The organism is Singulisphaera rosea, assembly GCF_054877945.1.
Genome location: NZ_JBTYIP020000017.1, coordinates 62,036 through 76,025, shown reverse-complemented (window position 1 = coordinate 76,025; position 13,990 = coordinate 62,036). Strand labels below are relative to the sequence as shown.

The window sequence follows — 13,990 nt, the reverse complement described above, 5'->3', positions numbered from 1 at the left end:
ATGACCATGCCCGATTACCCACATGCGATGATGCTTCTCGGCCTCGTCGTCGTCGGCAGCCCGCTCGTCCTCACGTCCATCCTCGGCGTCTCGTCGCTGTTGGGGCATAAGCCGGACGAGGAGACGACGTCGCTGTTGGTCTACGTCGCGATCGTCTCGGGGCTGTCCGCGGCCTTGGCGGTGCTGGCTCTGATGCTGGGCACCGGGGTCCGGCACGTCCCGATCGTGCTCGGCGACTGGGTGGTCATCCCACACCATTACCGCTTCTCGGTGAAGTTCGTCTTCGACCGGCTCTCGGTCCCGTTCGCGATCCTCTCGTACGTCCTCTCTGGGACGATCGCCGCGTTCGCGTCGAAGTACATGCACCGCGAGTGGGGCTTCAACCGCTTCTTCGTGCTCTACTCGCTCTTCCTGCTGGGGATGATCGTGACCTCGCTGGCGGGGACGATCGAGACCCTGTTCGCCGGCTGGGAGCTGGTGGGCCTCTCCTCGGCGCTCCTGGTCGCGTTCTTCCAGGAGCGACCGGCACCGTCGAGGAACGGCCTGTGGGTCTGGACGGTCTACCGGGTGTCCGACGCGGCCTTGCTCCTGGCCGCGGTGACGGTCCACCACTTGCGGGGCGAGGGGGACTTCGACCTGCTCGTGGGAGCGGGGCTCTGGCCGTACGGGCGCGCGTCGATCACGTCGGGCCAGGCGCTCTGGGCGGGGTTGCTGCTCCTGATGGCGGCGGCGGGGAAGTCGGCGCTCGTGCCGTTCTCCGGGTGGCTCCCCAGGGCCATGGAAGGGCCGACCCCCTCGAGCGCCGTCTTCTACGGGGCCCTGTCGGTCCACCTCGGGGCGTTCCTGCTGCTCCGGGTGAGCCCGCTACTTGAACGATCGGGCGCCCTCTCCGCCGCGGTCGTCCTGCTGGGGCTGTCGACGGCCGTCTTCGCTTACGTCGCGGGGAGCGTGCAGACGGATATCAAGTCGGCCCTGTCGTTCGCGTCGCTCTCGCAGGTCGGGATCATCGTCGCCGAGATCGGGATCGGGCTGCGGTACGTCGCGCTCGTCCACCTGCTCGGACACGCCTGCCTGCGCACGCTCCAGTTCATCCGGGCGCCTTCGCTGATGCAGGACTATCGGACCCTCGAGAACGCCATCGGGGAACGCCTCCCCAGGGCGGGCGCCCCACTGCGACGGATCGCGAACCCGGGCCAGTACGACTGGCTCTACCGATTCGCGCTCGAGCGGGGTTATCTCGACGTCCTCTTGTGCGAGTACGTCGTCGGCCCGTTCGTCCGGACGTTCCGCCGGTGCGATGCCCTGGAGCGCCGCTGGACCGACTTCCTGCTCGGCGAGTCGTCCCGCGAGTCGGACCGGATCAAGCCCCACTTTGAATTTATCGAAGAAACCCTATGAGTATCCTCCAGTTGCCCTGGCTCGAGCAGGCGATCGGCGTTGCATCGGTCGGCTCCCTGATCGTGAGCCGCCTGCGCGACCCGTTCCGGGCGCACCGCTGGGGGATGGTGTTCACGGGGGCGGCGTTCGCCTCCTCCTGCCTGGCCTGCCTGGCGTTCTACCTCGGCATGTCGCCGAGCTCGAGCGTGCAGCCGTCCCTGTTCGGCCGCACCCTCTTCGCGCTCGACGAGCTGAACGCGCCGCTCCTGCCCGCGGTCGCGCTGCTCCACTTCCTGACGACGCTGGCCACGGCGCGGAATCACATGCGGCGGTTCTCCTTCACGTGGTCGTTGACGGCCGAGGTGATCCGGCTCGCCATGTTCAGTTGCAGGGATCCCTGGACGTTGATCGGCCTGCTGTCCGTCTCGACCCTACCCCCGTACGTCGAGCTCCGGATCCGCAAGCGACCGACCCGGGTGTACGTCGTCCACATGCTCCTGTTCGTCGGCCTGCTCGTGCTGGGGTGGTGGGGCGTCGAGTCCCACATGCTCGACTCGACGCAGGCCCCGTGGTGGGCGACCATGGCGCTCCTGGCCGCGATCCTCGTGCGGTGCGGGACCGTCCCGGCGCATTGCTGGGTGACGGACTGGTTCGAGCACGCCTCGATCGGCATCGCCCTGCTGTACGTGATCCCACTCAGCGGCGTCTATGCGGCCGTCCGCCTCGTCATCCCGTTCGGCCCGGCGTGGGTGCTGAAGAGCATCGGGATCGTCTCGCTGACGACGGCCGTCTACGCGGCGGGGATGGCCACCGTCCAGCGCGAGGCCCGACGATTCTTCGCCTACCTCTTCCTCAGCCACGCCTCGCTCGTGCTCGTCGGGCTCGAGCTGCACAACGAGCTTTCCCTGACCGGGGCGCTCTGCCTCTGGTTCGCGGTGATCCTCTCGCTCGGGGGCTTCGGCCTGACGCTCCGCTGCCTCGAGACCCGCTTCGGCCGGCTCTCGCTGACCTCCTACCTCGGGCTCTACGAGAGCAGCCCCGCCCTCGCCGTCGGCTTCCTCCTGACGGGCCTGGCGAGCGTCGGGTTCCCCGGGACGATCGGCTTCATCTCGACCGAAATGCTCGTCGACGGCGCGGTCGAGGTGAATCTCTACGTCGGGGTCGGCGTGCTCGTCGCGGCCGCATTGAACGGGATCGCCGTCCTCCGGGCCTACTTCTTGCTCTTTACCGGTGCCCGGCATTCGTCGACCGTATCCCTCAAGATCGGCCGACGCGAGCGGGCCGCCCTCCTGACGTTCTCGGCCCTGATCCTGGGCGGCGGCGTCTTCCCCCAACCCGGGGTTTCCTCGCGGCTGCGGGCGACCGAGGCGATCTTGAAGGAACGCCTCCAGCGCGGCGGGGTCGAACCTCCTCCGGTCCCCGAACCGACCGAACCCGCCCCGTCCGGTCCCGTGCCCGTTTCGGCGAAGGTCCCCACGCCGAACGCCGCTCGACGCCCGGACGCCGGGGATCCATCGGCCGTTGACAACGGCCGGGTGGGACGCATTGAGCGGCCCTTGCCGGTCGATCGGGCCGTTCGGGGAAATCGGCCCTGAGGGCCTCTCCGGTCCGTGCCGGGCGGGTCGACGCGAGGGATGCGTCCTCAACCGGCCCGACGGAGGAATTGTGGTATATACCCTTAAGCGGACGCTCATGTGGTTCGACCGGGCACGCGTTGGCGGCTCGGGCAGAATGCCGTTATGTTCGCGGATCGCACTCCGGGAGCCGACCCGATGATTTCACTGTGGCGTGGCGGTCGCCGATTCCTGGCCTCGGCAGGGGCGTTGGCGTCCGTGGCCTGGGCGTTCTCGGGTTCTCCGTCCATGGCCCTCGACGACGGCCGAGGTTGTGACGGCATCGGGTTGTGGGGCGATTACGGCTACGGCCCACACCGCGGAGAATACTGCGGCATCGCCTACGGCAAGCCCTTCTACGGCGGCTATGGGATGGTCTACGGCTATCCCAAGCACCGCAAAGGGGAACAGCCCTTCTACGGCCGAGATTCGATGGCGCGTTGGGGCATTCCCTACCCGGGCAACGTGACCTATGGCGTCACCTACGGGGCCTTCGGCGAGTTCACCGGGGCTCCCCCCGTCGCGCCTCTGTCGAGCATCGTCGCGGCCGCCGCCGCTTCGGACGCGACGAAGGACGCACGCGACAGGGACCTCCCGAGCTCTTCGGGCGCGTTGCCGCTTGATCCCTCGCTCCCCGACATGCCCGCCGACCCGACCGGCCTCAAGCCCCCCTCGGCCCTTCATACCTTCGGGGTCGAGGACGAGCCGGTCGTCGACGCCTCGGGCGTGCGTGGCATGAAGGTCACGCGAGTGACTCCCGGATCTCCCGCCGCCGAGGCTGGCCTTCGAGTCGGCGACGTCGTCCTCTCCATCAACGGTTACTTCACCGAAGAGCCCGGCAACTTCGCCTGGATCGTCGCGAACGCGGCCACCGAGGGCAAACTCTCGCTGACCGTCCGACCCCGCTCCGAATCCAAAGAACAGGTTCTCTCAGCCAGGGTATCGAGCTTGACCGGCGTCCGCCGCTGATCCCTTCTCCGAAACCCGGTTTCTCCTGAGAAACAAGAGTGCCCCGCCTACCCTGCGAATTCCGCAAACCGCCGGTAAGCGGGGCACTCCTGCCCTGCATTTGTGGGCTATAGATCTGGGAACTGCCCTGGGCGACGATTCCTGAGTGGACCGGCCGGGTCCGTGCCAGAAACCCGGTGTTGAAGAAGACACCGGGTTTCGTAGAGGGAATGCGACACTCTCTCAACGTGTCGCCGGGGGCGGACCGTCGTTGACGGGGGGCAGGTAGCCGGGTCGTTCGGTGTTCACGGGGAGGAGCTCGCCGGGGGGGCGCTGGATCGCGACTTCATGGGCCGGATAGCCCATGGCGTGGAACAGCTCGAACTGGGCTCGGTTGTACTCGGCCACCGTCATGAAATACTCGTCGATCGACTTCTTCAGGGTGACGAGCGAGTAGACCGCCTCCTGGGGGCGGTTGACCAACACCAGGACGTCACCGAATCGCTTCGTCTGACTCAGCCCTTCAAATGTCCCGTCGAACGTGACCAGGGCCGAATGGAATGCCCGTTCGGCCTGGCCGACTCGCTCGGCCGCGGACTGGAGCCGAGCGATCGCGCGGGTGACCTCGGCCACGACCCGGTCCTGCGTCTTGCGGAACTCGACGATCGCCTTCGACTGCTCGCCCCGCTGCGCCTTGACCCGTGCCATGTTCCCGATACCGAAGCCCTCGAGCTGCCAGACGAGCTGATAGCTCAGGTCGACGCGGCCGGTCCACTGGTTCAGGCTGCTGTTCGGGCCGATGCCGAAAAGCCCGGCCTGGATGTACATCTGGGCGCTCTGGAAACCGTTGATCTGGAGGACGGGGAGGAGGGGCCTCATCTTCTCCCGGCGGATCCTCGCCTCCGCCGCCTCGACGAGCGCCTGGTTCGACGAGAGCTCGGGGCGGTTGAGGATTGCGATCGACATCAAGTCGTCGAGCGGCTTCGCGGGGTCGACGAGGGTGACCTGGAGATGGTCGTGCTCCTGAGGGACGATGACGGCACGGGGGTCGAGGCGGAGCACCTGGGTAAGGTCGGCGCTGGCGACCCGCCAGGCTTCTCGGTGGGTGGTCGTCTGCTGCTCGAGGTCGGCGACCACGTTCTTGGCCCGAGCGATTTCATCGTCGGGGACGAGGTCGCGGCTCAGCCTCGTGACCCTCGCGACCAGGTCGTGGCCACGCTCGACGGCGTAGAGCGCCCCGGTGTATCGGCCTCTCGCCTCGTGGACTCCGAAGTAGGCGTTCGCGGTGTCCATCAGGGCGTCGTTCTTGGAGGCCTGGATGTCCCACCGCCTGGACTTCAACTCCCGGCGGGCGACGAGCGGCTCGAAGACCGCGTCGGTGAAGTTCAGGTTCTGGTACATCGCGACGCCGCCGTAGAAGAAGTTCACGCTCGGCGTCGTGAGGATGCCTTTGTTGAAGTCGGGGCCGCCGCCGTCGTGCCGGATGTAGTCGAATCCGAACAGGAACTGCGGGATCCAGAGGACCTTCGCTCGAGCGAGCTGGGCCTCGGCCACCCAGACGCTCGCCTGGGCCGAGGCGACGACGAGCGGCCTGGCGTCGGATAACCTCAACGCCGTGGCGAGGTTGATCGGCAAGGCCATGTCGATCGGCTCGAGCGTCGCCGGCTTCAGTCGGGCCGCGTCCTCTCGACCCGCTTCCGGAGAAGCAAGGTTGCGTGGTGTCGCCGCGTTCGCGACTCGGGTCGGCGGCGGGACGGGTTGCGGCGACCCGGGCCCGGGCCCCGGACCGGAAATCGTGGGCGAGACGCCGGTCGTCCGGGCCGGCCGGACGGCGGGATCCCTGGTCGGGGCCGCTTGCGAGGGGGTTTTCGATTTCGACCGGGCCGTGCGGGGTGCGAGGGGGGGATCGGACGAGGTCCGTTGGCCCGAGGTGACCGGGGTCACCAGGCCCACCGTCGACGCCGGGGGCCGTGCCGGGACCGACGCGGGACCGGCGCCGGCGAGCGGCAAGGCCACGACGAGGATCCATGGCCATGCGGTTCGTTCCATCTGACTCCCCCTACACGATGACCGAGTCCGATACGCGTCCTGCGATCGGACGATCCGCACATGCCGGATCTTCACGATACATCGGCCAACGTGATGGGCCGATTGCTTCGAAAAACCGGGTTGTCTACCCCGGAATCGAAGCCTCCGCATGAATTATCGGAATAATCGGTCGCCCTGGAGTTGGATTCTTGGGTCGATATGTTGATCGGAAGGGGGCAAGCGGGACTCACCACAAGGGCACAAAGAGCACAAGGGAAAACGCAAGGAAAGAATGAAAAATTCTTTCTCTCGTCGTCCTTTGTGCTCTTTCTGCCCTTGTGGTGAGTCCTCTCCGTACGTTCCGCGAGAAACTCCCAGGTCAAAGGGAGATCATCGGGTTCTTGGCCGAGGTGATTTCCCAGATCGCCGTATCGGGGAGGCCCAGGGTGTGGCCCTTGGAGCCCGGGCCGTGGGCGACGATCCAGTTGAGGGTGTTCGGGAACGTGGCGGGGTTGTACTTGATCCGGAGGAAGATCCCCGAGGGGCCCGGGATCGCGACGCCCCTCGTCCCGTTCATGTCGAACTCGAAGCCCGCCCCCGTGATCGGCGAGAGGGGATAATATTTTTTGGACAGGATATAAAAGACCATCACCTGTCCCGGTTTCCACACCTGGTCCCCCGTCAGGACGGGGAACGCTCGCTTCTGCCCCGTGACCCGCACCTGGAAGCCACTACTGGCGTCGAGGGTCTGGCCCGTCCCGTTCCTCACGCTGATCGAGAGGACGTTGTACATCCCCCCCGTCCTGGGAGGGGTCGGCTGGACGGCGACCTGGGTGAAGGGGGGATTGAGCTGGGCGTTGTTCGGGGTCGGCATCGTGATGCGAAAGAGCTGGTAGGCCGAGGTCGCGTTTGCCTGGGCCTGGGCCTGGCTGGCGTTCGTCGCATTCGCCCGGATCGCGTCGACGTGGGCGGAGTGGGCCAGCAACTGGCCCGTGCTCGGGAGTTGCTTGTCCTCGAATCGTTCGACGCCAGGACGGTATTTCAGAGTCGGGCGAACGCGCACGGATCAAGCCCTCACTGGCTCGAAGAAGACGGATCCAACCGCTCAACTACGTCGGCAATTCTGCCGGTTGCTCATCACGCATTTGAGCTGAAGGGTCGAATCCGCCTCTCCGTACGACGACAGGTGGTCCGGTCGCGTCGCCCCTTTCGATTGACGCGAGTTTAGCGGGTGGCCGGGGGCGGCCCTTCGCCGACCGGGGGAAGGTAAGTCGGTCGGTCCGTATTCACGGGTGTGATCGGGCCGGGCGGCCGGGCGCTCGCGACTTCGTTGGCCGGGTAGCCGAGGGCGTGGAAGAGCTCGAACTGGGCTCGGTTGTACTCGGCCACGGTCGTGAAATACTCGTCGAAGGCCACCTTCAAGAGCTGGAGGGCGAAGACCACTTCCTGGGGCCGGTTGACCAGTTCCAGGACGTCGCCGAAGCGGCTGGTCTGCTGGAGCCCTTCGAAGTTCCCGTTGAACGTGACGAGGCCCGACTTCAAGGCACGCTCGGACTGGCCCACTCGGCTCGACGCCGACTGGAGCCTGGCCTGCGCGCGGGTCACGTCTCCCGCGACGCGGTCCTGGACCTTGAAGAGCTCGATGATCGCCTTCGACTGCTCTCCTCGCTGCTCTTTCACCCTCGCGACGTTCCCGATCCCGAACGCGTCGAGCTGCCAGAGGGGTTGGTAGCTCAGGTCGACGCGTCCCGACCACTGGTTCATGCTGCTGTTGGGGCCGATGCCGAAGATCCCCGCCTGGAGCTCTTCGTTCGGGGTCTGGAACCCGTTGATCAGGATGCTCGGGAGCAAGGGCCGCATCTTCTCGCGCCGGATGCGCACCAACGCCGCCTGGACGAGCGCCTGGTTCGAGGCGAGCTCGGGGCGATTCGTGAGGCCGACGGGGATCAGGTCGTCGAGCGGCCTCGCGGGGTCGATGAGTGTGATCTGGAGATGGTCGTGCTCCTGGGGAACGATCACGGCGCGAGGGTCGAGCCGGAGGACCTGGGTGAGGTCGGCGCTGGCGACCCGCCAGGCCTCGCGTGCCGAGACCGCACGCTGTTCGAGGTCGGCGACCATGTTCTTGGCCCGGTCGATCTCGTCGGTCGGGACCAGGTCCTTGCTCAGCCGGACGATGCGATTGACGAGGTCGTGCCCACGTTGGACGGTGTAAAGGGTGCCGGTGTACATCCCGCGCGACTGGTGGACCCGGAAGTAGGCCTTCGCGGTCTCGAGCAGGGCGTCGTTCTTCGCGGCCTGAATATCCCACTGGCGCGAGTTCAGGACCTGCCGGGCGGCCAGGGGCTGGTAAATCGCGTCGCTCAGGGCGACGTTCATCCACATGCCGACGCCGCCGTAGAAGAAGTTGACGCTGGGCGCGGTGAGGATTCCTTTGTTGAAGTCGGGGCCGCCGCCGTCGTGTCGGATGTAGTCGAACCCGATGTTGAGCTGGGGGATCCAGAGGACCTTGGCCCGGGTGAGCTGGGCCTCGGCCACCCACGCGCTGGCCTGCGCGGCGGCAACGACCAGTGGCCTGGCGTCGGCAAGCTTCAGGGCGGTGGCGAGGTTGATCGGCAGGGCCATATCAACCGGCTCGGGGGCCCCCGGCGTCAGACCTGGAGGGAGCCCATCCGCCCCGATCGTAGGCTCCAGGGTCGTCCTCCGTGGCCGAGTCGTCGGTGCCGAGGCCCCCGGCAGCGGGTCCGCCGAGAGCCCGTCCCGGGCCGGTGGGGTGACCTGGGCCGCGACATTCCTGGTCGTCGGGCTCGGCACGCCTCCCATCGCTCCTGGTGTACTAGGGGGCGTGGGGACGGGCCTCGGCTTCACGAGTCGTTCACTACGGGCCGGTCGTGGGGGCACCACCGCCGAGGGGACCACGGGCGTCGCGGTCGAGATTGCGGGTGCCGTCGGCGAGGGTGGCGACTGGGCCTGACATCCTCTCGGGTCGTCCCAGGAGATCAGCAAGGCGGCGACGAGGCCGCAAGGCCGAGCATATCGTTTCATCTTGCCCCATCCCCCACCGGTTCCTTGGCGCGTTGCCGGCATCGGTCATCCTGATCGAGCCGAATCTCTAGGATTCATCGGCGATCGGGGAGGGCCGGATTATGCGAAACGCGATTGACACGCAGCGTGGTGTCTGTTTGCGGAGGGGACGAGTGGAGCAGGGCCCCCTCGCCGGGGGCCCTCAGACAGGGCTCACTGTGCAGTCACGCTCGCGACCTTCTTCTCGGTGGTCGGGGTGCTGACCTTGACCGGCGAGTCTTCGGTGAGGATCGAGAGGTCGCCGAGGATGACGTTCTCGGTGCCGTCGAAGGGGGTCCAGGCGACCTTGTCGGCGGGGACGGTCGAGGAGGGACGCCGATGGTTGGTGACCTCGACCCAGTTGTCGTCGCTGACACCGGTTTCGATCTCGATCCTCACGGCCTTCCCGTTTTCATGGATCCAGCAGAAGGTCTGCTCGCCGCTGTAAACAAGGGCGTTGAGGGGGAGGGCGCGGACGTTGGGACGCTCGATGATGACGTTGCCGTAGGCGTACATGCCCGGCAGGATCTGGCTGTTGGGGTTGGGGATGTCGATCTCGGCGCGGAGGGTCCGGCTCGTGACGTTGAGGGCCCACGAGGTCCGGGTGACGGAGGCCGGGATCTCGGCGTCGCGATAGGCCCGGGCGAGGACGGTCGCCTTCGTGCCGATCTTGACGAAGTTCGCGTCTTTCTCGGGGATGTCGACGAAGATTCGGACGACGTCGGTGCGGTCGACCGTGTAGACGGGCGTGGCGTGGTCGGGGGACTGGTAGGGGGACATGTCTCGGGCCGAGGGATCGCCGGTCGAGGTGACGAGGAAGTCGCCCGTGTTCGCGTTGCGGGAGACGATCACGCCGTCGAAGGGGGCGGTGAGCGTCAGGTAGCCGACGAGGGCCTCGAGTCGCTTCGCGTCGCTCTCGGCGACGACCAGGCGGGCGCGTGCGACCCCGACGTCGACCTTGGCCTTGCCGTCGGAGGCCTGCTTCGAGACGAGGTCGGCCTGCTCGGCGGCGACGGTCGCGTTGGCGGCCTCACGCGCGGCGGTGCTCGACTTGAGCTGATTCTTCGACTCGAGGAGGATTTGGGGGCTCACGACCCCCTTCTCGACTTCGCGGGCGAGTCGGGCCACTTCCGAATCCCAACGCTCGACCTCGGCCTGGTACTTGGCGAGGATTAACTTCGCCTCGGAGAGGTGGGCGGAGGCGGCGTCAACGTCCGCCTTGGCGACGTCCTCGAGCTTCAAGGCCTGTTGGATCAACTCCTTGGCGACCTCGACGTCGGCCTTCTTGGTCTTGAAGTTCTCGACGAGCTCGGGCATGAAGAGGGTCGCGAGGACGTCGCCCTTCTTCACCTTGTCGCCGATGTCGACGATCCACTTCTCGATGTACGAGGTGAGCTTCGCGTAGATCGCCGTGTGCTCATAAGCCTGGATGAAGCTGGGTTGCCCGACGTTCCGGACGATCGTCCGGATGCGGGGCTGGATGATCTGGACGTCGGGGGGCTCCGAGACGCTCGTGAAGCTGATCTTGGGCTCGGGCTTGCAGCCGGGCGCGGCGAGGGGGACGAGCAGGGCGAGGGCGAGCCCGAGCCGGCCCGAGGCCGAGGGTCGTTGGGGGCGGCGCATCAGGATTCTCCGGGCAAGGGGTGTTCCGCGTGACCGTCGGGCGACGTCGGGGCCGCACCGGCCGGTGCTTGGGCGGACGCCTCGGCGTCGGCCTTGCCGCTGTTGTCGTGGAGGTGCGGGTCGTAGTGGGCGCTGTCGGGGTCGTCGGGGTAGATCGACGGCGAGGTGGCAACCCTCTTGCCGATGATCAGGGCGAAGATCGAGGGGACCAAAAGCAACGTCGCGAAGGTCGACATCACCAGGCCGCCGATCACCGCGCGGCCGAGTGGGGCCTGCATCTGGCTCCCCTTCTCGATCGCGAGCGCCATCGGCACCATGCCGACCGTCATCGCGCACGCCGTCATCAGGATCGGCCGGAGCCGGTCACTCGCCCCGACGATGGCCGCCTCGACCGAGGAGGCCCCGGTCTTCCAGTGATCGTTCATGAAGGTCACGAGCATGACCGAGTTCGACACCGAGACGCCCAAACACATGATCGAACCCATGAACGACTCGATGTTCATGGTGGTGTTCGTCACGTAGAGGATCGTCGCGATCCCGGAGAACACGCCGGGCACCGCGCCGATCGAGACGAGGGCGAGCCGAGGCGACTGGAAGTAGGCGGTCAAGAGGATCAGGATCACGAAGACCGCGACCGCCATGCCACTCCCGAGGGCCGAGAACATCTCATTCATCGGCGGGAGCTGGCCCATCGGGATGACGCGGACGCCGCGCGGGGGTTCTCCCGCGGCGTCGATGGCCTGCTGGACCTGGCGGGAAGCCCGGCCCATGTCTTCGCCCTCGACGTTCGCCGTCAGGGTCAGGTAGCGCTGGGACATCGACCGGTCGATCTCGCCGGGCTCCGACCCTTGCCGGACCTTGGCCACGTCGCGGATCATGAGGTTCACCAGGCTGTTGACCTGCTCGATCGGCAGGGTCGCGACGTCGGCCGCCTCTTTCATCTGGACCGGCGGCACCAGGACCTCGACGAGGTAGTCGAACCCGGTCTTCACGTCGATCCAGTAGTTCAGCGAGACGAAGCGGGTCGAGGACGTGCCGGGGATCAGGGTCCGGCTCACGTCCTCGACCGTCACGCCGCTGAGGCCGGCCTTTTCGCGGTCGACGTCGATCTCGACCGTCGGGTAGTCGAGCGCCTGCGTGAACATGACGTCGCGGAGGAACGGGATCCGCTTCATCTGGGTGGCGATCCGGGTCGCATGCTGTCGGACGACCGAGAGGTCGGTGCCGACGACCTGGACGGCGATCGGGGTCGACGAGCCGAAGCTCATGACCTCGGTCACGATGTCGCCCGGCTCGAACCCGAAGGTCGACAGCTTGGCGAGCCGCGTCGCCTCGACCTTGGAGACCCCTTCCTGCTCGAACCGTTCCGCCAGCCAGGGGATGACCCGTTCGGGGAGGATCTTGCGGAGCCGCTCCCGGAACTCGTCCAGCCTGATCCCGCTCCCTTCGCGGAGGGCGATCCGCAACTGGCCGTCGTCGGGGCCTCGCATGAAAAGAAGCATGTTGTCGATGCCGAAGTTCGGCGCGACCTGACCGACGAATCCCATCGTGATCTCGATGTTCTCGGGCTTCGCCTCGCGTTCGATCTCCTCGAGGCATTTCACCGCCATCTGCCGGGTGATCTCGTAGTGCGACCCTGGCGGCGGCCGGAACCGGAGCACGAACTCGCCCGAGTCGATCTGCGGGAACAACTCGGTGCCGATCCGAGTGCCGACCTGCCAGAGGACCAATCCGCAGATCCCCAGATAGAGCGGCACGACCAGCCAGCGGAATCGGACGAGATGACCGACCGCCCAGCCGAAGACCTTGAGGATCTTGTCGAAGAAGCCCCCCGACTCCTCGGTCTCGCCCATGTGCTTGAGCAAGTAGACGCAGAGGATCGGCACGAGGGTGCTGGAGAGGGCATACGACGAGATCATCGCGAACCCGACGCCCAGCGTGAGCGGCATGAACAGAGACCGGAGCGGGTCGCCCATCATGAACGCGGGGATGAACACCGAGAGGATGCAGAGCAGGGCCAGGAGCCTGGGGACCGCCGTCGCGTTGTTGCCCCGGAGCGCGGCCGTGGCGACGTTCGACGTCCCGCGCATCTGCACGTGGACGTTCTCGACCGTCACCGTCGCCTCGTCGACGAGGATGCCGATCGCCAGGGCCAGTCCGCCCAGCGACATGATGTTGATCGTGTTCCCCGTCATCCAGAGCCCGAACATCGAGCCGAGCAAGGCCAGCGGGATGTTGGTCACGACGACGACGACGCTCCGGAGGTCCCGGAGGAAGATCAGGATCATGAGGCCCGTCAGCGTCGCGCCGATGACCCCTTCGCTCGCGACGCTGCGGACCGCCTGGACGACGGTGGGCGACTCGTCGAACTCGAAGTTGACGGTCACGTCCTTGGGCACGACGTCGCGGAAGAGCTGCATCGACTTGCGGATGTCGGCGACGACGGTCAGGGCCGACGCGGTGTCTTTCTTGATGATCGGCAGATACACCGACTTCTTGCCGTTGACGAGTGCATATCCATATGTGATGTCGACGTCATCCTTGATCGTCGCCACGTCGCGTATATAGACGTTCTCGCCGAGCTTGAGCGGGATCTTGCCGAGGTCCTGGATGTTATTGACCGTCGCGTTGGTGGGGGCCATCGGCATCGAGCCTTTGACGTAGATGTTCCCCGCCGGGATGACGGCGTTCCCCTTCCGGAGCGCCTCGGCGACGTCCCAGGGCGTCAGGTTGTAGTCGCGTAGCTTATCCGGGTCGACGTTGACGATGATCGACCGCATATTCGGGCCGAACGGCGAGATCGCGACGGTCCCCGGCACATATTTCTGCACCAGCGGCCGGATCACGTTCTGCGCGAGGTCGCCCATCCGGCCCAGCGACGTGACCTTGCTCTCCATGACGAGGTAGCCGACGGGGACGCTACCCGCGTCCATCCGCATGATCATCGGGGGGAGCGTCCCCTTCGGCATCCACGACATGGCCCGGTCGGACATCGCCACGACCTGGGCCATGGCCTGGCCCATGTCGGTGCCGGGGAAGAACGAGAGCTCGCAGAGGGCGACCTGCTGGATGTTCCTTGTGTCGATGTCCTGGATGCCGTCGACGTACTGGAAATACAGCTCGAGCTGGTTGACGATGAACCCCTCCATCTGGGTGGGGCTCATGCCGACGTAGTCGAGGAAGACGTAGATCTTGGGGGTATTCAGCGAGGGGAAGATATCGACCCGCATCCGGTTCACGGAGAGCAGACCGCCGCTGACCAGGGCCACGACCAGCATCAGGGTCGTGATCGGATGCCGCATCGCGAAGACGACTGGATTCATAGACCATCCCCCCGGCCG

General features: G+C 66.5%; 8 protein-coding genes. 3 read left to right on the top strand and 5 right to left on the bottom strand.

All coding sequences use genetic code 11. The features are described 5' to 3' along the window. Positions 1 to 6: 6 nt before the first annotated feature. The 3 genes from ACYOEI_RS25120 (at position 7) to ACYOEI_RS25110 (ending at position 3,959) form a co-directional block, all read left to right on the top strand. Positions 7 to 1,398 (top strand): proton-conducting transporter transmembrane domain-containing protein, encoded by a 1,392-nt coding sequence (locus ACYOEI_RS25120; RefSeq protein ID WP_462852379.1) that lies wholly within the window; start codon positions 7 to 9, stop codon positions 1,396 to 1,398. Beyond that, positions 1,395 to 2,972, top strand: coding sequence for a proton-conducting transporter transmembrane domain-containing protein (locus ACYOEI_RS25115; protein WP_462852378.1), 1,578 nt, complete (start codon positions 1,395 to 1,397; stop codon positions 2,970 to 2,972). Before ACYOEI_RS25120 ends, ACYOEI_RS25115 begins: the two co-directional genes overlap by 4 nt. A gap of 177 nt (positions 2,973 to 3,149) precedes the next feature. Further along, on the top strand, positions 3,150 to 3,959 hold the full coding sequence (locus tag ACYOEI_RS25110; protein WP_462852377.1) for a PDZ domain-containing protein: 810 nt from the start codon (positions 3,150 to 3,152) through the stop codon (positions 3,957 to 3,959). Between the two features lie 222 nt (positions 3,960 to 4,181). Here the strand turns inward: ACYOEI_RS25110 and ACYOEI_RS25105 are convergent, their stop codons facing one another. The 5 genes from ACYOEI_RS25105 to ACYOEI_RS25085 all read right to left on the bottom strand — a co-directional run bounded on the left by ACYOEI_RS25105 (position 4,182) and on the right by ACYOEI_RS25085 (position 13,972). Then, positions 4,182 to 5,987, bottom strand: coding sequence for a TolC family protein (locus ACYOEI_RS25105; RefSeq protein WP_462852376.1), 1,806 nt, complete (start codon positions 5,985 to 5,987; stop codon positions 4,182 to 4,184). A gap of 358 nt (positions 5,988 to 6,345) precedes the next feature. Then, positions 6,346 to 7,029 carry a hypothetical protein gene (locus ACYOEI_RS25100; RefSeq protein WP_462852375.1) on the bottom strand — a complete coding sequence of 228 codons (684 nt, stop codon included), beginning with the start codon at positions 7,027 to 7,029 and terminating at the stop codon, positions 6,346 to 6,348. A 161-nt stretch (positions 7,030 to 7,190) separates the two neighbouring features. Beyond that, positions 7,191 to 9,008 carry a TolC family protein gene (locus ACYOEI_RS25095; RefSeq protein ID WP_462852374.1) on the bottom strand — a complete coding sequence of 606 codons (1,818 nt, stop codon included), beginning with the start codon at positions 9,006 to 9,008 and terminating at the stop codon, positions 7,191 to 7,193. A gap of 192 nt (positions 9,009 to 9,200) precedes the next feature. After that, complete coding sequence (locus ACYOEI_RS25090) at positions 9,201 to 10,649, bottom strand: efflux RND transporter periplasmic adaptor subunit (RefSeq protein WP_462852373.1); 1,449 nt, start codon at positions 10,647 to 10,649, stop codon at positions 9,201 to 9,203. Further along, on the bottom strand, positions 10,649 to 13,972 hold the full coding sequence (locus ACYOEI_RS25085; RefSeq protein ID WP_462852372.1) for an efflux RND transporter permease subunit: 3,324 nt from the start codon (positions 13,970 to 13,972) through the stop codon (positions 10,649 to 10,651). Before ACYOEI_RS25085 ends, ACYOEI_RS25090 begins: the two co-directional genes overlap by 1 nt. Between the last annotated feature and the right edge of the window lie 18 nt (positions 13,973 to 13,990).